Annotated in this window: 19 protein-coding genes and 3 pseudogenes; 20 read left to right on the top strand and 2 right to left on the bottom strand. The window is 33.1% G+C overall.

The window, feature by feature from the left end; translation table 11 throughout:
* The first annotated feature begins 490 nt into the window (after positions 1–490).
* From HMPREF0851_RS06395 to HMPREF0851_RS06385, 3 genes are read left to right on the top strand one after another with little or no spacing between them, the layout of a single operon-like run.
* A complete protein-coding gene (locus HMPREF0851_RS06395) occupies positions 491–850 on the top strand; it encodes an SAG1252 family conjugative relaxosome accessory protein (protein ID WP_000529549.1) in 360 nt (119 codons plus the stop codon).
* Between the two features lie 9 nt (positions 851–859).
* Entirely contained in the window at positions 860–1,225 is a 366-nt protein-coding gene (gene mobC / locus HMPREF0851_RS06390) for a plasmid mobilization relaxosome protein MobC (RefSeq protein WP_000263035.1), read from the top strand.
* Positions 1,212–3,074, top strand: a complete 1,863-nt coding sequence (locus HMPREF0851_RS06385; RefSeq protein WP_000261807.1) for an SAG1250 family conjugative relaxase — start codon at positions 1,212–1,214, stop codon at positions 3,072–3,074. Before mobC ends, HMPREF0851_RS06385 begins: the two co-directional genes overlap by 14 nt.
* A 43-nt stretch (positions 3,075–3,117) precedes the next feature.
* Here HMPREF0851_RS06385 and HMPREF0851_RS06380 read toward each other — a convergent pair whose 3' ends face one another.
* A complete protein-coding gene (locus HMPREF0851_RS06380) occupies positions 3,118–3,966 on the bottom strand; it encodes a helix-turn-helix domain-containing protein (RefSeq protein WP_025169843.1) in 849 nt (282 codons plus the stop codon).
* Between the two features lie 253 nt (positions 3,967–4,219).
* Between HMPREF0851_RS06380 and HMPREF0851_RS16760 the strand changes: the two are divergent.
* The 17 genes and pseudogenes from HMPREF0851_RS16760 to xerS form a co-directional block, all read left to right on the top strand.
* Positions 4,220–4,404, top strand: a pseudogene (locus HMPREF0851_RS16760) (recombinase family protein); the annotation flags it as partial.
* Between the two features lie 235 nt (positions 4,405–4,639).
* Positions 4,640–4,780, top strand: a pseudogene (locus HMPREF0851_RS16755) (helix-turn-helix domain-containing protein); the annotation flags it as partial.
* Between the two features lie 12 nt (positions 4,781–4,792).
* Complete coding sequence (locus HMPREF0851_RS06375; protein ID WP_009014189.1) at positions 4,793–5,467, top strand: positive transcriptional regulator MutR family protein; 675 nt, start codon at positions 4,793–4,795, stop codon at positions 5,465–5,467.
* 282 nt (positions 5,468–5,749) lie between these two features.
* Positions 5,750–6,730: a radical SAM protein gene (locus tag HMPREF0851_RS06370; protein WP_000114485.1), complete on the top strand. Its 981-nt coding sequence runs from the start codon at positions 5,750–5,752 to the stop codon at positions 6,728–6,730.
* Positions 6,723–7,280: a CYTH domain-containing protein gene (locus tag HMPREF0851_RS06365; RefSeq protein ID WP_001003836.1), complete on the top strand. Its 558-nt coding sequence runs from the start codon at positions 6,723–6,725 to the stop codon at positions 7,278–7,280. Before HMPREF0851_RS06370 ends, HMPREF0851_RS06365 begins: the two co-directional genes overlap by 8 nt.
* Positions 7,267–8,490 carry a hypothetical protein gene (locus HMPREF0851_RS16265; RefSeq protein WP_000382495.1) on the top strand — a complete coding sequence of 408 codons (1,224 nt, stop codon included), beginning with the start codon at positions 7,267–7,269 and terminating at the stop codon, positions 8,488–8,490. The genes HMPREF0851_RS06365 and HMPREF0851_RS16265 overlap by 14 nt, the downstream gene beginning before the upstream one ends.
* Positions 8,483–9,676: an ATP-grasp domain-containing protein gene (locus HMPREF0851_RS06360; RefSeq protein WP_000036066.1), complete on the top strand. Its 1,194-nt coding sequence runs from the start codon at positions 8,483–8,485 to the stop codon at positions 9,674–9,676. Before HMPREF0851_RS16265 ends, HMPREF0851_RS06360 begins: the two co-directional genes overlap by 8 nt.
* A 19-nt stretch (positions 9,677–9,695) precedes the next feature.
* A complete protein-coding gene (locus HMPREF0851_RS06355) occupies positions 9,696–10,910 on the top strand; it encodes an ATP-grasp domain-containing protein (protein ID WP_000117696.1) in 1,215 nt (404 codons plus the stop codon).
* A gap of 425 nt (positions 10,911–11,335) precedes the next feature.
* Entirely contained in the window at positions 11,336–12,547 is a 1,212-nt protein-coding gene (locus HMPREF0851_RS06350; RefSeq protein ID WP_000428251.1) for an MFS transporter, read from the top strand.
* Positions 12,548–13,220: 673 nt separating this feature from the next.
* Positions 13,221–13,442, top strand: a complete 222-nt coding sequence (locus tag HMPREF0851_RS06345) for a helix-turn-helix domain-containing protein (RefSeq protein ID WP_000286255.1) — start codon at positions 13,221–13,223, stop codon at positions 13,440–13,442.
* Positions 13,443–13,744: 302 nt separating this feature from the next.
* Positions 13,745–13,978: a hypothetical protein gene (locus HMPREF0851_RS06340; RefSeq protein ID WP_001022844.1), complete on the top strand. Its 234-nt coding sequence runs from the start codon at positions 13,745–13,747 to the stop codon at positions 13,976–13,978.
* An 84-nt stretch (positions 13,979–14,062) separates the two neighbouring features.
* Entirely contained in the window at positions 14,063–15,577 is a 1,515-nt protein-coding gene (locus HMPREF0851_RS06335; RefSeq protein WP_000291918.1) for a tyrosine-type recombinase/integrase, read from the top strand.
* 81 nt (positions 15,578–15,658) lie between these two features.
* The gene (ylqF, locus tag HMPREF0851_RS06330) at positions 15,659–16,510 is read left to right on the top strand and encodes a ribosome biogenesis GTPase YlqF (protein ID WP_000201325.1); all 852 of its coding nucleotides are present in this window, start codon (positions 15,659–15,661) and stop codon (positions 16,508–16,510) included.
* On the top strand, positions 16,497–17,276 hold the full coding sequence (locus tag HMPREF0851_RS06325) for a ribonuclease HII (RefSeq protein ID WP_000201108.1): 780 nt from the start codon (positions 16,497–16,499) through the stop codon (positions 17,274–17,276). The genes ylqF and HMPREF0851_RS06325 overlap by 14 nt, the downstream gene beginning before the upstream one ends.
* Before the next feature lie 16 nt (positions 17,277–17,292).
* Positions 17,293–18,843: a ClC family H(+)/Cl(-) exchange transporter gene (locus tag HMPREF0851_RS06320; RefSeq protein WP_000392573.1), complete on the top strand. Its 1,551-nt coding sequence runs from the start codon at positions 17,293–17,295 to the stop codon at positions 18,841–18,843.
* Positions 18,844–18,930: 87 nt separating this feature from the next.
* Positions 18,931–19,416: pseudogene (locus tag HMPREF0851_RS06315) on the top strand (MepB family protein).
* 200 nt (positions 19,417–19,616) lie between these two features.
* Positions 19,617–20,687: a tyrosine recombinase XerS gene (xerS, locus tag HMPREF0851_RS06310; protein ID WP_000817850.1), complete on the top strand. Its 1,071-nt coding sequence runs from the start codon at positions 19,617–19,619 to the stop codon at positions 20,685–20,687.
* 72 nt (positions 20,688–20,759) lie between these two features.
* Here xerS and HMPREF0851_RS06305 read toward each other — a convergent pair whose 3' ends face one another.
* Positions 20,760–21,749 carry a lipoate--protein ligase gene (locus HMPREF0851_RS06305; RefSeq protein ID WP_000873999.1) on the bottom strand — a complete coding sequence of 330 codons (990 nt, stop codon included), beginning with the start codon at positions 21,747–21,749 and terminating at the stop codon, positions 20,760–20,762.
* Between the last annotated feature and the right edge of the window lie 39 nt (positions 21,750–21,788).

Genomic DNA, 21,788 nt, shown 5'->3' with positions numbered 1-21,788 from the left:
CGGAACGAATCGAAATTGTAAAGAACGAACACCCTAATAAACGGAACTATTGTCAAAAAATAATGGGAGTATAGAGTGTATTTTAGGTACATTTGAATTTTTACAGAGGCGTATTCTTGAATAAGCTATGGTTTACAATGTAGGTTTGAATAATGAAGGGTACGAAATTATAGATAAATCATTGCAGATATTGTCACAATATTTGTGATAACTTTTCCAAATCATCCTTGTTATCCTAATATCATTCATAGAAAATAAATTTTTGATTTTCTATGGGGGTTTGGGGGCGGAGCCACCAAGTTATCTTATCGTTAGCTGTCACAACTGAAAGGTTTTAGTCAGCTGGCGATATGATTTTTGGGATATTGTGGACACAATATCTGAGCTCGCAAAGACCGAACAAGAAGCAAGTGAGGTCTTTAGGAAGCGTACTGACAATGTGAGGTAGACTTACACTGTCAGACAAGTAGAATGTTGAAGGGATATCAGAATGGGACAAGAAATTAAGTCAATCCGTAAGCAATTTAGAATCACGAGACAAGAAGAAAAACAGATAAAAGAAATGATGAGGGAACAAAAAGTGGATAGTTTCTCAGAATTTCTTCGTCAAAATTTATTGAAAAATAATTATCAGGATAGAATTCTTGAAAGTTGGTTCTCCCTTTGGCAGTCTCAAAAGTTTGAACAGATTAGTCGAGATGTGTATGAAGTTCTGGTTGTCGCAAGAGAAAATCATCAAGTGACTCAAGAGCACGTCTCAATCTTATTGACTTGCGTTCAAGAATTGATTGCAGAAGTGAATCAAGTGCAGCCACTCAGTCGTGAGTTCCGTGAAAAATATATTGGTTAGGAGGATGTAATGGTTTATCGCTATCGTACCAATCTCAAAAAAGTATTTCTAACTGATCCAGAATTACACCAATTGAATGAACGGATTGCTAAGAGCAATTGTCAAAATTTCTCAGCCTATGCCAGAAAAGTTTTGCTTAATCCCAATATGGCTTTTGTCACAATTAACACGGATACCTATGAACAGTTAGTGTTTGAATTGAGACGGATCGGAAATAATATTAATCAAATTGCGCGCGCTATCAATCAGAGCCATCTGATTTCTCAGGAACAATTACAAGAATTGAGTAAGGGAATTAGTGAGTTAATTACTGGAGTAGAGAAAGATTTTCAAGTTGAAGTGAATAGACTGAGGGAGTTTTATGGTAGTCACTAAACACTTTGCGACGCATGGTAAAAAATACCGTAGACGATTGATTAAATATATCCTCAATCCAGAAAAAACGGATAATCTAAAATTAGTATCTGATTTTGGCATGAGTAATTACTTAGACTTTCCTAGCCATGCAGAAATGGTAGAGATGTACAATGTCAACTTCACCAATAATGACAAGTTGTACGAATCCAGAAACGACCGACAAGAAAAACACCAACAAACTATTCATGCTCATCACCTCATTCAATCATTTTCTCCTGAAGATAATCTGACACCTGAAGAAATTAACCGCATTGGTTATGAGACCATGATGGAATTGACAGGAGGTCGTTTTAAGTTTATCGTAGCAACTCATACAGACAAAGATCATGTTCATAATCACATCATAATCAACTCTATTGACCGCAATTCAGATAAAAAATTGATATGGAACTATGCCTTAGAACGAAATCTCCGTATGATTTCAGACCGTATTTCTAAAGTGGCTGGGGCGAAAATTATTGAGAAGAGTTTTTCTTACCGTGACTATCAAAAATATAGGCAGTCTAGTCATAAATTTGAATTAAAGCAACGTCTTTATTTTTTGATGCAGCAATCTAAATCGTTTGATGATTTTTTAGAGAAAGCAAAGCAGTTGCATGTTCAGATTGATTTTAGTCAAAAGCATAGCCGTTTTTTGATGACAGATAGAACGATGATAAAACCAATTCGAGGACGCCAACTCAGCAAACGAGATCTATATGATGAAGAATTTTTTAGAATGCATTTTGCTAAGCAAGAGATTGAAAGTCGTTTAGAATTTTTGTTGAACCGTGTCAATTTTTTAGAAGATTTAATAACAAAAGCAAAAGAATTGAATCTAACCATTGACTTAAAACAAAAAAATGTAACTTTTATCCTGGAAGAAGATAATCAAAAGATAAGTTTAGGTCATCAAAAAATAAGTGATAAGAAATTATATGATGTCAAATTTTTTCAAGATTATTTTAAAAATAAGGAAGTCGGTGCTTCAGAAGGATTAGAGAATTTACAGGCACAGTACCATGCTTTCCAAGAAGAACGAGATAAGGATAAAGTATCCACTGAAGAGATTGAGGAAGCCTTTGAGACATTTAAAGAAAAACGAGATACCGTTCGTGAATTTGAAGTGGAACTTGCAGAGAACCAAATAGCGAAGCTAGTTGATGAGGGCATTTATATCAAAGTGTCTTTTGGTATTAAGCAGAGTGGTCTCATTTTCATTCCCAATTATCAATTAGATATTCTGGAAGAAGAGAATCAAACAAAATATAAAATCTTTATACGTGAGACAACCTCATGCTTTGTCTATAACAAAGAACATTCGGATAAGAATCAGTATGTCAAAGGACGAACATTGATAAGACAGCTAACCAACGATAGTCGAGTAATACCATACAGAAGACCTACAGTTAAGAGTCTACAGGAAAAGATTACTGAGATTAACCTCTTCATTGAATTAACTGAAGCAGATAAGAAATACCAAGACATTAAAGATGAGTTAGTAAAAGAAATAGCAGAGATAGATATAAAACTAAATCAAATTAATGAAAAAATCGCCAACTTAAATAAGATGGCGGAAGTGCTTATCAATTTGAAGAGTGAAGATGTGAGCAGTCGAAAGATTGCAAGATATGACTTTTTAAAATTAAATTTGCCAGAATCAATTACAGTAGAACAAGTAAGCGAAGAAATAAGAGCGTTTCAAGAGGAGCTAAATCATTATCTTTATGAGTATGAGAACTTAATAAAAAATTTAGAAATGTTTGTAAAAGTACTGAATGATAAGGATTTTGATAAAAAATTTAGTATAGAAATACTATTGGAATAACAAGAACTAATCCTATGGTGGTTAAAGATTAACTATCCTTGTGTCATTGATTAATATATTTGTCATAGTGCTCTTGGTACTGTGCTTTTATATTATGTTCTCCTAAAATTTCAAATACCTGAAGTGCTTGTTTCATCTTTTCGATTCCGTTCGCAAGATTGCACTTAAATTCAAAGTATCCACATGTATATAAGAAGACGGTTTGTTCATAATAGTTTAATTCATTATTTAGTAATTTTTTTATTTCTTTGATTAGAAAACTACAATTTTGAAATTCTTCTTTATCAATACTAACAATTAGGCAATTGATTGCCAATTGTGTAACAAGCCGTTTATTTGTCTTATTTAATGTTGAATAGATATAATTTTTTAACATTTCTATAGTTAATAGGAAAAAGGAGTTATAATTAATTGTTCTTACACAGTTACCTAATAAGATAATTTCATAGTAACCCCAGTTTTCAACTTTAAAAAGATAATCTGTAAGCTGTAATAACTCCTCGTCCGAGGGGAGAAAATTTTTATTTGTTGTATAGAGAATCGATTTTACCATTGTCTTTTCATAAGGACCCAAGTTATAACTTGAAGAGTTTGATAGTAATTCAATAATACTATCAAAATTTTTTGTGGAGTAGTGTTTTCGAATATATTGCACCAAGTTAGCGAATGATCCAGTTCTAGTAGAATTATTGTCATGAAGAATAATAAATTCATCCAAAGTTATATGTAATTTATCTAAAATATTGATTAGTCGAATACAAGAGATTTCTGATTCTCCCCGTTCAAATCTAGAGATTTGAGATTTAGATAAATTACTATCAGCAATTGAACTTAAACTTATTTTCTTCCCTTTTCGAATTTTTCTGAGTGTTATACCAAGTTTTGATTTCATTTTTCCCATATTCCCAACAAAATTACAAGGATTTTTTATTTATTATACAATAAATAAAAAATAAAGGGAGGTTCAGTATGAAAAAACTTTTAAAATTTACATCAATATTGTTATTGATTATGGATATTATCATTATAGTCGGAGGTTGATTCTTACTAATCTTATACGTAATTCTTAGAGGATATCTATTATGCAAGAAGTTATTATCACAAATAATAAAAGTTGGTTATTTAGTTCGTCTAAGAGACATAGAAGACACCTAAAAAGGGTTGTTACTTATTGCAAAGTTAGTTCCGATAGTGAGAATTAGAAAAACAGTTACGAATCTCAAGTAAGACACTACAAAGAATATATTTCTAAGCGTTCAGATTGGTAACTTGCAGATATTTATCATATAAAGGTATATTAGGAACAAAAGTAGGAAAAAGACAAGCTTTTAACGACTAATAAATGAAATGAAAACTGTTATATTTCACTGATTGCTGTCATATAAAACATATTTTTATGAGTGACGTATTTACTTTCATTGTATAATCACAATAGAAATACTATTTTAGTTTTACTAAAATCTAGAATATTTGAAAACTAATTGGCTTACTTATATATGAAAACATCCCTAATCTGCAACAAGGAGAGGAAGCAATGAAAAATTTAGGACAAATCTTAAAAAAAAATTCGAGAAGCTAAGGGCCTCTCTCTTTATAATATTGCTAATGATGAGATTTCTACCTCTCAGTTATCTAGATTTGAAAATGGATATACAGATATTACTCTTAGTAAATTACTTTCAGTTTTAAAGACACTGGACGTATCTTTAGAAGAGTTTATGTATTTAGGGCGTGGTTTTCATAAGATGAGTAATTTCGAGGTAATTGATAAGATAAATAATTATTTTTATAAGAACAACAGCCCAGCCTTGAGAAGACTCCTAATTAATTGTATAGAAAAGGAAGAGGAGAAACTAAGTAAGAAATTAACAATAATTTTGATTAAGTTAAAGCTCCAAGAAATTGAGAAAGATAATATTGTGACTTCTGAAGAAATTGATTTTATATCAGACTATTTATTCAGCATAGATATCTGGGGTGAATATGAATTAGAGCTATTTTCCTCCACAATGGAAATTTTTTGCCAATCAAGCATTATGATATTAACGAAGGAAATGGTGAGAAGAACTGATTTTTATAAACATTTACCGACCCATAGAAGATTAATTACCAGCATGTTATTTAATGCTTTTAGCCTCAGCGTAGAAAGAAATAATATAGTTGATGCATCTTATTATAGAGAACAATTAGTCCAGTTATTTTTTGATGAAACAGAATTATATGAAAGATTAGTTTTTCACCTCATAGATAGTTGTTACAATTTTAAGATGACAAATGAATTGAGTAATATTTTAGAGATGAGAAAGTGTATTGGCTTTCTGAAAACCTTGGAAAGCATGAATTTAGTAGATAGATGGGAAAAATATATTGAGAGAGTACTTAATAGTAACTAATTGCAAATTAGGGATAAAAACTATTAGACCAACTGCTAGTGATATAATAACATTAGGCAGTAGGTCTAATAGTTTTTATAATCAAGGAGGATTAATCATGAAGAAATTATTGAAGTTCTGGGAAGATGTTGTTTTAGTATAGAAATAAGTCTTGAAAAACTGGATTTGAAGAATTATTTTGATTAAACAATTTTTAGTTAGGGTTCTGTTAAGGAATTATAGTATTTAGAGTTACAAGTTTGAATATCGAAAAAGATATTCACTAGAACTGGGGTGGTTGTAATGAGTGTATTAGAGTTTATAAAACCTAGAAAAGATTCCGTATATACTCCATTGAATAGTATTAGGGTAAAGCTGACAGATAACTGTAATTGGAACTGCTGGTGGTGTCATAATGAAGGAACAGGTAGTAGGGAACAAAGATTAATAAAAAATATTGATTTTTTCAATGATAAATTTTTTAATGATTTTATTGATCTAACAGATTCCTTAAATATTACTGAGGTACATTTGACAGGTGGTGAGCCTAGTTTACATCCAGATATTGACTTAATTATTAAAAAATTGAAAGAATATAATTTTGTTGTTAAGATGACCTCAATTGGAGGTAAAAAGGAGGTTTTTGATAAGATAATATCTTCGGGAATAGATGGAATTAATTTTAGTTTACATGCGGTAGATACGGTTGAAATGTACAACACTCAAGTTAATCGTTCTAATAGATGGGTAGAGCAAAATCATCGGAAGTTAAAAGAACTAATAGAATATGTAAGTAGAAAAGGAGTTCCTGTAAAGATAAATACTGTTGTAGCCAGCTCTGAAGATTTCGGTAGAGCTTATGAAGTGATGAAGTGGGCTAGTAGCCGCAACATTGCCATAAGAATCTTAAACGAAGTTGAAAGCAATGAAAAATCTATTAGTGCGATTAGAAATTTTTTTGATTCGTTAAATGGTATTGAAATAAGTAGGAAATATATCAAAGGAAGTTCATCTGGAACTATTTTTTATAATGTTCCTAATATTGGTGAAGTGGGATTTAAAATACTGATTCCAAACTACTTGCACGATATGTGTAAATGTTGTAGAATTAGGGAAAAGGGCAGATGTGGTGAATATTTTTATGGAATACGATTAGAAAATTTGCTTGGTAATTACAATATTAGGCTTTGTGTCCATAAAACATCACCAGAAACTTACTATAGACTGAGTGAATTTAAAGAGACTTCAGCCTTTGAAGAATTGAGAGGTAAAATTAATGAATGAATTAGAAGTTAGATTTGAACTTAACGATGAGAGGGATTATAATAATGCTATTTCATATTTAGAAAAATCTTATAAATTTAAGTGTGAAAATAAGCAAGTTGATGAATATTTTAAAACAAAAGGAAGAGAATTTGAAAATGATGAGGTAGGTAGCTTTATTTACAGAATTCGTCAAGAAGCTGATGATAAGGCATGTGTTTTCACAAGAAAAGATACGATAAAACAAGGAATGTGGAGTGAAAGTGAAATAGAGTTGGAATCTGAAAAACTAGAATTTGTAAGGAATATCTTGCAAGATGGTTTTTCAAATATTTTCACAATAAGTAAATATAGAAAGACTTATCATGACGTATTAGAAAATAAAACGATTAATCTAGATAAGATTGATGGTCTTGGATTTTATCTTGAAATAGAGATTTTAGGAGATTTTTCAAAAGAAGATTATAATAATTTTTATGAGAAAATGTGCGGAGAGTTCTCGTTTTTAAATTCAAAAATAGAAACAAAGGGCTATGTCCAATTAATGAGAGAAAAAAATGGACGTAATTGAAATTATCAAACAGTTTTATTTTTATGGTCAAGAAAATGGATTTCGAAAACTACAAGAAGGTAAAGTTGTTAGACCTAGAGGGTCAGAGACTATCTTTAATATGTCTGCTATTTCAGAGCATATTAGTTTGTTTGATATGCTATCTGAAACTGGTTGCGTGGAAAAATATGTAACAAAACAGCTATCATATTTTTCAAATAAATTAGATGGCGTCGGTATTAATAGATTGACTAATCCGATGGAGGTTGGCTTATCATTTCTAGTTAAGAATTGCAAAGAACCGGCAGAGATGATTTATCATGCTTTAGCTTTTTTGCAAAGCATTGGTTTATTTACACACCGTATATATGTACGATGTGATAAAGAATTAGAGTTTCGCAGATGGTACATAAAAACAGGAATACCATCTGAAAATATATATGAATGGAAAAATATTGAGAAATTTCATATAGGAAAACAGAGACCTACAGGTAATTACTCTTACTTATATTACAAGTATCTTAATGGTGTAGTTCCGTTCGGAACAATTGCAACTATATATAGAGATGGAAACTACCATTTTGATGTAGTTTTTTATGCAGAACGTTTAGCAATGATTCTAGAAGAAAAAGAATCAATCTGGGGAATTTCCGAAATTAATTTTTTGTTGCCAGTTGTGTCATCATTGCCTATTGATTTTTTAAATGTTAATAGATTCGTTTTACTTTTTAGAGTTTTGGTTTTATTAATTCATGGTGGGATAGGAGAAATTTCAAATAAAAAACAGGGGTATTTTTTAAAAAAAATTATACGTGAATTAGCTTTTTTATTAGATTCAAAAACTATCTCCAATTTATCAAAGAAAAAATTAGTTGACTTATCTTCTAATCTTGTTCACAGTTTAGGTTATACTGATTTGAACATTCAGCAGAAGAGACAACTTGAGGAAAGTATAGAAAAAATAAATTATTTCTCTATTGATATAGCAAAGAGATTGAATAAAGTTGAAAACATGCTTAGGAATCAAGAGGTTAATTCAATTGATTTCAGAAAACTAAAAGGTGAATACGGAATATTTCCTGAATGGATAGTAGCAAAATATTCTGATATTCTCAAGGATAGAGGTATTCATATAGAAATAAAAAAACGGAATTCTATTCGAAGTTTAGCCTTAGGAAACGATAATAGACTAGTAGATATTGATGAACTATTAGGAGAAAAAAATGTCTAAAATACTTGTTATTGGTGGTTTCTCTGAAATACACAGAGCACTTAAAAAAAATAATTGTAAGTTAACATTGGTTTGTGAATCTTCGAAGATAAAACCATATTTTAAAGATCTTTATGATGAAGTTCTTGCCTTTAACAGTTTTAAAAATGAAGTTCAAATTATTGAAACAGTAAGTAAGGCTGTTGAATATTTAGGAGACTATCAATCGATAATTTGTATGTTTGAAAATTTACAAGCACTAGCATACAAAATAGCTGAAAAAACAAAGATACCTTTTAATATCAATGAAACTCAAATGATGGTTATAAATAATAAGTATGCATTGAGAACTTACTTGAAAAATTCATTCTTTGACAACGTTAACTGTGAAATGATTGAGAATAGAGATGATGTGATAAGATTTGTCAACAAAAATGGCACATCAATCTTAAAACCGATAGATGGTACTGGGAGTCGAGCAATCTATAAAGTTGATTCATCAAACATGAAGGAAATAGTGAATCAAGTAGAGATTTCAGATGAAACGTTTATAATTGAAAAATTTATTGAAGGTGAAGAATTTAGTATAGAGGCTATAAGCGTAAATAGTCAGCATCATATTTATGGTATAACAAAAAAATTAAAAAATCTCGAAACATTTGTTGAGATTGGCCATATTGTACCTGCTAATATTTCGACTGATTTAAAAGATATAATTAACAACTATATGGGGAAACTATTATCAATTTTGAAGGTTACAAATGGTCCAACTCATACAGAGATAATTATCACAAACAATCAAGAGATTCATGTTGTCGAAACTCACTTTAGATTAGGTGGAGGTATGATTTCGGAATTATATAGAAATATTAGTATAAACCATAATCCTATAGAGATAGCAGCCCTATCATCTGCTCAACTTTTAAATGATTTTGATAATTTTGTCTTTTCTTCTAAATTTGTAGCTATTTATTTTGAGGAATTTGAAGGTGAAGTAATTAAAACAGTTACTTTAGATGATCACTATATTGAAAATCATAAGGATATTATCGCTACTGAATTATATGTTAAAGCGGGGGATAAGAGGAGAGAAATAGGTAGCTCAAATAGGATTGGTCATGTGATAAAAACTTCAAACGATTACAATGAGTTAATCTCAGGTAGAGAAAAGACATTGAATTCCTGTATTGAAGTACTGTATGAATAGTCAATTTTGGAGGTGAAATATGTCTGTAGTGATTATTGATCGTGAAGGTAAGTCTAAACATAATTATTTAAAATGGTTAAATGATTTTGACCAAGAGGTATATATCTTGGGCTATCTCGAAACGATAAATAGTTTTTCTTATGATAAGGCTATAGGTTTTCCTGAATTTGAGACCAACGGAAATGTTGAGCAATTTATTTATGAATTAAATAAAATCGATCCTGTTACAAAAATTTTAGCTTTTGAAGAAGGTAGTATTATTCGAGCTGCTTGTATACGAAAGAATTTGGGAATAAAAGGTCAAACACTTGAAGAAGCACTATTGTTTAGAGATAAATATCTAATGCGGAAAAAACTTTCTAAAGAAGGTTTTAAAATTCCTAAATTTAGAAAAGTAGATCACTTTATGGATGTTGTATCTTTCTGTGAACAATTTGGGTATCCTGTGATTTTGAAACCAAGAAAAAAATGGGCTTCAAAAGGTGTTATCAAAATTGAAAATAAAGATTCGTTGTCAGATGTTCTTTATAATATTTCGCTAGATGATTACTTGGTTGAAGAATATGTGAGTGGACAGCTATATCATGTTGACGGATTTTTTAACGGTCAATCGATAGAGTTTTCTTGTTGTAGTATGTATGTCAAAAATTGTTTAGAAGCATTTGAAGAGGGATTTGGTCTTGGTTCAATAATGCTTGATATTGACTCGAATGAAGACAAGTTATTAAAAAATTATACTGCAGAGATTTTTAAAAAATTTGAAGTTGATTATAATACGATTTTTCATGCAGAAATATTTATTGATAAATCTGGTAATCCAATACTCTGTGAGATTGGAAGTAGGCTTGTAGGGGGTGAATATACGAAAAATATTATTAAATCATTCTCAATTAATTTGGATGAATATTTGGTAAAAAGAGAGTTAGGCATTCCTTATAATATAGGCAACACTTCAAGTATTAGGCTTTCTGGGAAAGTATGGATACCGGCACAAAAGGGATATGTGAAGTCTATTCCAATATTGGATTTGGATGGGATTATAGAGATACAAATTAAACAATATGAAAATGTTCGCTTTGCTGGATTACAGAAACAGATGGATTACTTATTAACTGTTAGCTTTTTTGGGAAGAATTTGGATGAACTCCTTCAAAAAGCAATGGATATAAAGAATTTTTATAGCAAGTCAATTGATTGGTCGGAAACTATTACTGATACATGGTTTACTACTTAGTAGTTAGGGTCTAATTTTTTATCTGCATAAGATTAAGAATGTTACGTTTTTAATAGATACGAGAGAATTTAGTTCAATTACTTGGTGAAGTTAGTTGGTAATACAGATATTTCATGATGGAGTTTTAAAAACTCCTATTTTTATAAAAATCAGATTCTATAAAAGTGGATAAATCAACATTTCCATCTTTAGAATTTTAGGGTTTTAAAGACTCTTTTGAACGAGTAATACTTTCAAAGTTATTTCATAGTTTCTTTCAACCATTATTTAAGGTGTCTTATAACACTAATAATGGTAATGATAGGTTGTAGATATACTTTTATTGTTAAACTATGATGAAATTAAATAGTGCCTTATACAAATTGTGGTAGCATTTTAGACATTGCTAATGGAGGACCTGAAAAAGATAATATGAGGTGATATTAATGGAAAATAAAAAAATAAAGAATATAAGTTATCTTGTCACGAGTAAAGGGGTATCTAAAATCGGAGATATCATGTTTGACTTCGCTAATAATACCTTTCTGGCAGGACTAAATCCAACATCTTTATCGTTGGTTGCCATTTATCAATCATTAGAAAAGGTGATCGGGGTTCTATTCAATTTATTCGGTGGAGTCATTGCAGATAGTTTTAAGCGGAAAAAAATTATCATTGGGACAAATTTCTTATCTGGAGCCGCTTGCATAGTTCTATCATTAATCTCTAAAGAACAATGGTTAGTTTATGCGATTGTTATCACAAATGTCATATTGGCTTTTATGAGCGCATTTTCAGGACCGTCCTACAAGGCTTTTACGAAAGAAGTCGTAAAAGAAGATAGTATTTCCAAACTAAATTCACTATTAGAAACAACGAGTACTGTAATAAAAGTAACGATTCCTATGGTAGCAATCTTCTTGTACAACATTCTAGGGGTACGGGGGGTGCTATTATTGGATGGATTATCATTTCTAATGGCAGCTTTATTGATTTTATTTGTTACACCTGTGAATGAAGAAGTAGATACAAAGGAGGAAATGACAATAAGTGGAGTCTTTAACGACTTAAAAGTAGGATTCAAGTATGTTTATAGCCATAAACCAATCTTTATTATTATCATTCTTTCTGCTTTGGTTAATTTTGTTCTAGCAGCCTATAATTTATTATTACCTTATAGTAGTCAAATGTTTGAAGGAATTTCAGATAGACTTTATGGAAGCTTTCTAACAGCGCAAGCAATTGGTGGTTTTTTGGGATCGATATTAAGTGGTTTTGTCAATAGATCTTTGTCAAGTAGACGTTTGCTTCTCTTTTCAGCGTGTTCAGGCTTAATGTTAATGCTAACTGCACCGCTTTATTTTATATTCCATAACCTCATTATCCTAATTTTTTCTCCAGCGTTATTTAGTCTATTTCTTTCCATTTTTAATATCCAATTTTTCTCTATTGTTCAAAGAGATGTAGATAATGAGTTTCTTGGCAGAGTCTTTGGAATTATCTTTTCAGTAGCGATCCTTTTTATGCCACTAGGTACCGTTTTTTTCTCAGTAGTTTTAAATCCTAACAATACTTTTAATATTTTTATTATTGGTGTATCTATTACGGTATTATCGCTAATATTCAGCACGCTATTGAAGAGGTATGATAGAAGTTGATACCTGATATAGAGAATTTAGAGTGCCTTTGGAATATATTTTTGGAAACATTTAATCAATCACAGTTGAATGTGAAGGGCAATCTGTTTTAGAAGAATACAATCAAGATACCATTATGCTATTACTTTAGTTTAGTTAAAATATTGAGAAGTATTACTTTTATTGAGAAAGCATCACAAAGGATTCCAATTAAATTTTAATGATTTTTCTAATCTAATTTTGTGGTTATTGACAAATAAAGTCTAGTTAATTGCTTTGGATCCATGGAGTGGTTTATATACATCTGTTAATGCAACGGATAATTTTATTGATAAGTAGGGGGTGGCTATTATTCAACCTTTAGGTTCTGAAAGTAAGATATTCACATTGGAAATATCATGTTGACCATTTTTCAATTTGCTGGTTAGCAGTAATCTGAACATCATTAATTCCTTTCTTAACAAAATTATGCGACTTTTGTTACCGGATTACTGCTGATTTTTTAATAGCTTATAACATTTTTATTTTTAGACGGTTAATAGATTTTGACCGTCTTTCTTAATATTGTCTTACCTATAATAGATATGCTTATGAGAAGTGTTTAATAAATTAATTTTAGTTCAAAATGTCCAATTGGGACACTTTGAATGATTTCTTAGTTTTATATATTATACTTTTCTCAGGAGAAAGCTAGATGTACAGACGTTTGAGAGATTTGAGGAAAGATCACGATTTGACCCAAAAACAAATAGCTAAAATACTTTCGTTTACAAACTCAGCTTATGCTAAAATTGAGCGGGGTGAGCATGCCTTAACGGCAGATGTATTGGTAACTCTCTCAAACTTTTACGATGTCAGTACAGACTACCTATTGGGGTTGACAGATTTTCCTGATAAAATTCGCTTTGGAAAATAATCTCCTCAATTTAATAGAGTGTGAAAATGAGGAGATTTTTTATTTGTTCTTTGACAATTGAATATTCCAAAATGGTACTTTCCTCATTTGTGGAGCAGATTTGAATGGCTCGCCATGATAAGAGCGATATTAAAACCATCAATAAAATAGAGCGATACTTTATATGCCATGATACAAATGATATACAATGATACTTCTGACCGTTCAGGCTGCCACCGTAAAAGAGCAGTAAGTGAAATTCTTATGATGACTTCATCAGTCATGCCATGGAGGGAAAAATATTTTTTAGGAAGGATGATGTCATGAATATAAAATATATATCTGTCGAAAATTCCATTGCAGAATGGGCCGATAAAAAAGGAATTCTAAAAAGATGGGATGGTTTAAATCAATATACATTGAACAGATGGATTAAAGAAATGAGAGAAAACAGATCATTTTCCATGTATGTAATTAACCCAACCCATAAACTTGTTTTCATTAATCTAGAAGGATTTGAAAGTTTCTTAAGATGGAAGCAAAAGCGGACAAAATAAGGAAGTCATGGTATAATATAGGGTAGTTATTTATTCTATACAACAATGATTTATTTCTTTTTAAGAGTTAAGAGGAATTAAATTATGTATTATGTAACTAAAACAAATTCAAAAGGGCAACCCTTATATCAAGTGGTTGAAAAGTACAAAGATCCACTAACAGGAAAGTGGAAATCAGTAACTGTAAGTTATACTAAGAATACTAGTAGGGCGAGGAAACAAGCTGAAAGAGAGGTTCTTGATAAAATAGATAGACTAACTACTTCATTTGAAAGTCAGTTTAGTCCTGAACTGATTACAACATTTGGAGAGTTAAAAGAAAATTGGTTTCAGACGTGGTGTGTCTCTGTTAAACCACAAACAATTCAGAGAGAACTACTGGTTATGAAGCATCTTGGGAAAATTATAGGAGATGATTTTTTATTAGACAGGATTACCCCACTTCTGATGAAAAATAGTCTCAATAAATATTTAGAAATGTATGATGCATCGCCTTCAACAATGACTCATATAAAAAGCACTTGTAATAAGATTTTTAATCATGGTGTGTTATATAATGTCATTAAGTTTTCTCCTATGACTGCGGTAAAACTAGATATTTCACTAGAGAAAAGGCGTAAAGCAAAAGAAAGACATGATTCTAAATTTCTAGAAATCCATGAATTACACGCTTTTTTTGATGTGTTACGTCAATGCAGAAATGCAAACTATTATGATCTTGCTATAGTATTGTTGCTTACAGGTATTCGAATAAGTGAAGCTGCATTTTTACCATCAGATATTGATTTTGAAAAAGGAATCTTGCATATTGATAAGGCACTTCAATATCATTGTTTAAAAGTTGAGCAATTTCATTTTGATACAACTAAAACACTCAATTCAATTAGAGAAGTAGCTTTGCCTGAAGCTGCAAGCGAAGCTATTAAAAGGACAATACAGAGAAATAAAGAGTTTGATGCTTATATGGAGAAACATCCTTGTCCTGCTTTTACACATTCTGAAAGTGTATTTAGAACAGAATATGGCTCTCCAATAACATCAAGCACTTTTCGTCAAATTTTGAAACGAATAGAAGGAAAATTATTGACAAATTGTTTAAGTGACTATGGTTTTAAGTGGGTAAAACATGTTACTCCCCATTCGTTTAGGCATATGCATATTAGTTACCTTCAAAGTAATGAGATGCACATAGCAGTGAAAGATATTATGACTAGGGTAGGACACGCTAACTTTGAGACAACAATGGGCTATACACATAATATAAATCGTTCACAAGAAAATACTGTAAAAGCCTTAAATCAATTTGTAGAAAATCACAATTTCCATTTTGAAGAATTGAAAAGTTATACCTGTAAATATTCCAGAATGATTGAAAAATTTATTGAAACTAGTGATAATAGCAATAAAGTAGAATTAAGTGTTGATGAGTTCAAAGACTTGTTACATCTTAGTCCACGTTACTCACCTAAAAATATTGTTTCAAATTTACTATTAAAAATCAAAAAAGATATTGTCAAATACCACCCACAGTCACAGTTTGATATAAAGATTGTGAAATCAAGTGAGAATCAAATCAGAGGTTTTTCCATTGCATGGTAGCTTTGGTGTTCGCTTGGTGTTTAGACAATAGTAAAATAAAATAGGGGCTCTAAACCCTTGCTATGAAAGGAAAAAAACTCAATGGCTACTATTCAATGGTTTCCTGGTCACATGTCTAAAGCGCGTCGACAGGTGCAGGAGAATTTAAAATTTGTTGATTTTGTGACGATTTTGGTTGATGCACGCTTACCTTTATCTAGTCAAAATCCTATGTTGACCAAGATTGTTGGTGACAAACCAAAACTCTTGATTTTAAACAAGGCAGACTTGGCCGATCCAGCAATGACAAAGGAATGGCGTCAGTATTTTGAATCACAAGGAATCCAGACGCTAGCTATCAATTCCAAAGAGCAAGTGACTGTAAAAGTTGTAACAGATGCGGCAAAAAAACTCATGGCGGATAAGATTACACGCCAGAAGGAACGCGGTATCCAGATTGAAACCTTGCGTACCATGATTATCGGGATTCCAAACGCTGGTAAATCAACTCTCATGAACCGTTTGGCTGGTAAGAAGATTGCCGTTGTTGGCAACAAACCAGGTGTGACCAAGGGTCAACAATGGCTCAAAACCAATAAAGACCTGGAAATCTTGGATACACCAGGGATTCTTTGGCCTAAGTTTGAGGATGAAACTGTTGCCCTTAAGTTGGCCTTGACTGGAGCTATCAAAGACCAGTTGCTTCCTATGGATGAGGTAACTATTTTTGGTCTCAATTATTTCAAAGAACATTATCCAGAAAAGCTGGCTGAACGCTTCAAACAAATGAAAATTGAAGAAGAAGCGCCTGTTATTATTATGGATATGACCCGCGCCCTCGGTTTCAGGGATGACTATGACCGCTTTTACAGTCTCTTCGTGAAAGAAGTCCGCGACGGCAAACTCGGTAACTATACCTTAGATACATTGGAAGACCTCAATGGCGACGATTAAAGAAATCAAAGAACTCCTTGCAACAGTCAAGGAGTTAGAAAGCCCTATTTTTTTAGATCTTGAAAAGGATAATCGCTCTGGAGTTCAAAAAGAAATCAGCAAGCGTAAAAAAGCCATTCAGGCTGAATTGGATGAGAATCTTCGTTTGGAATCCATGCTTTCCTATGAAAAAGAGCTTTACAAGCAAGGTTTAACCTTAATTGCAGGTGTTGACGAGGTTGGCCGTGGTCCTCTGGCTGGACCTGTAGTCTCTGCAGCCGTTATTTTACCTCAAAATTGTAAAATTAAAGACCTCAACGACAGCAAGAAAATTCCTAAAAAGAAACATCTGGAGATTTTCCAAGCAGTTCAGGACCAAGCCTTGTCAATCGGCATTGGTATCATGGATAATCAGGTTATCGACCAAGTCAATATCTATGAAGCGACCAAACTAGCCATGCAGGAAGCAATCTCTCAGCTCAGTCCTCAACCAGAGCACCTTTTGATAGATGCCATGAAACTGGATTTGCCCATTTCACAAACCTCCATCATCAAAGGAGATGCAAACTCTCTCTCTATCGCCGCAGCTTCAATAGTAGCCAAAGTGACACGTGATGAATTGATGAAGGACTACGACCAGCAGTTCCCTGGCTATGATTTTACTGCTAATGCAGGATATGGAACTGCTAAACACCTAGAAGGACTGGAAAAGCTAGGAGTTACCCCAATTCACCGAACCAGTTTTGAACCCGTTAAATCACTGGTTTCAGGAGAAAAAGAAATTTAAGTTAGAAGGAATGATTATGGAGGAACAGTCAGAAACACTCAGTTCCAAGAAAGAATTTGCCTTTGCCTCGAGCACCATATTATCCCAAGTTGGACGAGGAATCATTGTCGGTCTTGTCGTTGGGATCATCGTTGGATCCTTTCGTTTCTTAATTGAAAAAGGCTTCCACCTGATACAAGGACTTTATCAAGATCAAGCGCACTTAGTGCGCAATCTTTTTATACTGGTTTTATTTTACGTACTCATCTGCTGGATTAGTGCTAAACTGACACGTTCAGAAAAAGATATCAAAGGCTCAGGAATCCCTCAAGTCGAAGCCGAACTGAAAGGCCTCATGACCCTCAACTGGTGGGGCGTTCTTTGGAAAAAATATGTGCTAGGAATTCTTGCCATTGCTAGTGGACTCATGCTAGGGCGTGAAGGACCTAGTATTCAACTTGGAGCAGTTGGTGGTAAAGGTATTGCAAAGTGGCTCAAATCCAGTCCGGTTGAGGAACGTTCCCTGATTGCCAGTGGTGCTGCAGCAGGATTAGCCGCAGCCTTTAATGCACCGATTGCAGGACTCCTCTTTGTCGTAGAAGAAGTCTATCATCACTTTTCTCGATTTTTCTGGGTATCTACTCTAGCAGCCAGTCTCGTAGCAAACTTTGTCTCTTTGCTCATATTTGGCCTAACACCCGTACTGGACATGCCAGACAACATCCCACTCATGACCCTGGATCAGTATTGGATTTACCTCCTTATGGGAATTTTTCTTGGACTTTCCGGTTTTCTCTATGAGAAGGCTGTGTTAAACGTCGGCAGAGTTTATGATTGGCTTGGTCAAAAAATCCGTTTGGATAGAGCTTATTATCCAATTCTTGCTTTTATCCTTATCATACCAGTCGGAATCTTCTTACCCCAAATCCTTGGTGGTGGAAATCAGCTGGTTCTTTCCCTGACTGAGCAAGATTTTAGTTTCCAAGTTCTATTAGCTTACTTTTTGATTCGCTTTGTTTGGAGCATGATTAGTTATGGAAGTGGCCTTCCAGGAGGAATTTTCTTACCAATTTTGGCGCTTGGGTCCTTACTTGGTGCCCTAGTTGGTGTTATTTGTGTCAATCTTGGTCTTGTCAGTCAAGAGCAGTTTCCTATCTTTGTCATTCTGGGAATGAGTGGCTACTTTGGAGCGATTTCTAAAGCTCCCTTAACCGCTATGATTCTAGTAACCGAGATGGTAGGAGATATTCGTAATCTCATGCCACTTGGCTTAGTGACCTTGGTCGCCTACATCATTATGGACCTACTCAAGGGTGCACCAGTCTATGAGGCTATGTTGGAAAAAATGCTGCCAGAAGAAGCAACAGATGAAGGAGAAGTCACCCTCATTGAAATTCCTGTATCAGACAAAATCGCTGGAAAACAGGTTCATGAACTCAACTTACCACACAATATCCTTATTACAACCCAAGTCCATAATGGCAAGAGCCAAACAGTTAACGGCTCAACCAGAATGTATCTAGGAGATATGATTCACCTTGTTATTCCAAAAAGTGAAATTGGGAAAATAAAAGATTTATTGTTGTAGATCAAAAATCTTATTACATAATTTTTATTATGTAATAAAAATATCAAGAATATTTTGTTGATTTTGATAAGGGAAGAATACATCATAATGAAAATACTAGATGTTCTATATGAATTTTATGGTGATTTTGAATTCATTAAAGAAAAGTGGAATGAAAAATACGAAGGTATTCTTATCAAAATAAAGGATGAGCAAGGATATAAAAGATGCCGCTTAGCAAAAAGAACACCGAAAAAAGAAGGGTATTTTACAGTTTTTTGAAAAAAAGACAAAAATAACATGAACATTCCTTACACCAATGAAGATTTGGGAACTGAACTTGTTATCGTTGTCATCGATAATGATAAAAAGGGGCTATTTATTATTCCAAACGAAGTTGCTATTTGTAAGAAAATTCTCTCAACAAAAAACAGCAAAGGAAAAATGTCCATGCGATTTTATCCGCCTTGGTGCACAAATTTAAATACATTAGAGAAATTGAATTACAAGAATGACTTTGAAAAATTTTTAGTGGATTCATATCTAACACAAAGACTTGGTTCCTATGAAAAAAGAACCAAGTCTTTGTGTTAGTTTCTCAAGAATAAAGTACATTTTTTGCTAACTTGTACCAAAAAAATTTTTTAGTTATCGGACTTTATTAACTGTTATTAAATCATTTTTAGTTACTTTAATAGAAGGCTATGCAACATCTTTCCGAAAAACTATAATTTTCTTGAAAAATATATAAGCCTATGCTATACTACTAGTAGACTTATTTATGGAGAAAATACATGAAACGTGAGATTTTATTAGAACGAATCGACAAACTAAAACAAATCATGCCCTGGTATGTTCTGGAATACTACCAATCTAAGCTGGCTGTACCTTACAGTTTTACAACCTTGTACGAATACCTCAAGGAATACGATCGATTTTTCAGTTGGATTTTAGAGTCTGGTATTTCAAACGCTGATAAAATGTCTGATATTCCTTTATCTGTCTTGGAAAACATGTCAAAGAAAGATATGGAAGCCTTTATCCTTTACCTACGTGAACGTCCTTTGCTCAATGCTAATACAACCAAACAAGGTGTTTCTCAGACAACTATCAATCGAACCTTGTCAGCTCTTTCCAGTCTTTATAAGTATCTAACCGAGGAAGTCGAAAACGACCAGGGGGAACCTTATTTCTATCGCAATGTAATGAAGAAAGTTTCAACCAAAAAAAAGAAAGAAACGCTTGCTGCCAGAGCTGAAAACATCAAGCAAAAACTCTTTCTAGGTGATGAAACAGAAGGTTTTCTAACTTATATCGACCAAGAGTATCCACAACAACTTTCAAATCGCGCTCTATCTTCATTTAATAAAAATAAAGAACGTGATTTGGCCATTATTGCCCTTCTCTTGGCGTCTGGTGTCCGCTTATCTGAAGCTGTTAATCTGGATCTAAGAGATCTCAATCTCAAAATGATGATTATTGATGTCACTCGAAAAGGTGGCAAACGTGATTCGGTCAATGTCGCTGCCTTTGCTAAGCCTTATCTAGAGAATTATCTAGCCATTCGAAATCAACGCTATAAGACGGAAAAAACAGATACAGCCCTTTTTTTGACACTCTACAGAGGTATTCCTAATCGTATCGATGCTTCTAGCGTTGAGAAAATGGTTGCTAAGTACTCTGAAGATTTTAAAGTGCGTGTAACACCCCACAAACTGCGCCATACGTTAGCAACCAGGCTCTATGATGCCACTAAATCGCAAGTTTTGGTCAGTCACCAGCTAGGACATGCCAGCACACAAGTCACTGACCTCTATACCCATATCATTAATGATGAACAAAAGAATGCTCTAGATAGTTTATAAAATACATAAAATAAATTATGTAATATATGATTTTAAAAAAGAAGCTGGTCCTACAACCAACTTCTTTTTGGTTTATCCAACTACCGCTTCAGCAATTTCTTCACGGCTAATACCAGCGAAGTAGCGTGTAATATCAATGGTTTCTAGCGCCTTAAGGACATCTTCGCGTTCGTATTTCACTCCACGAAGGACATCTTCTACTGCAGCAACGTCTTCAATACCAAAGAAGTCACCATAAATCTTGATGTCTTGGATTTTTGATTCGACGACATTAGCAAAGACTTCCACCTTACCACTAGTGAATTTGGTTCCACGACGGACGTTAAATTCAGGTGATTTACCATAGTTCCAGTCCCAAGTTCCAAACTTAGTATCTTTGATACGGTTAATTTCAGCCAATTCTTCCTCAGAAAAAACGTATTCTGTCATCTCTGGATACTCTTTTTTCATGTATTCCAAGAGTAAGTCACGGAATTCTTCAACTGTGATTTTTTCTGGCAATTCATTGACAATATTAGTTACACGGGCACGAACCGATTTCACACCTTTTGATTCAAATTTGTCCTTCGAAACCTTGAGGGCGTTAGCAAGGACTGACAAATCAACGTCAAAGAGCAAGCAACCGTGGTGCATGATACGGCCGTTGATATAGGCTTGGGCATTTCCACAGAATTTCTTGCCATCAATTTCTAAGTCGTTACGACCTGTAAACTCGGCTTTAACCCCAAGTTGAGCCAGGGTATTGATAACCGGAGTTGAGAAGCTCTTAAAGTCAAAGGCCTTATTTTCATCTTCTTTTGAGATAATCGTGTAGTTGAGGTTATTTAAATCGTGGTAAACAGCTCCACCACCGCTGATACGGCGAACCACCTCAATACCATTTTCTCGAACATAATCACGGTTGATTTCTTCGATAGTGTTCTGGTGACGTCCGACAATGATAGATGGTTTGTTAATCCAAAGTAGGAAGATTTGATCCTCATCCAAAAGGTGTTTAAAGGCATATTCTTCCAAGGCGATATTAAAAGCAGTGTCGTTTGAATGATTGATAATGTATTTCATGAGATACCTTCTTATACGATAGAGACTGGAAAACACCTT

The organism is Streptococcus sp. M334 (assembly GCF_000187745.1).
Lineage (GTDB): Bacteria > Bacillota > Bacilli > Lactobacillales > Streptococcaceae > Streptococcus.
The sequence above is the reverse complement of the archived record's forward strand: the minus strand, read 5'-3'. Positions and strand labels throughout refer to the sequence as shown.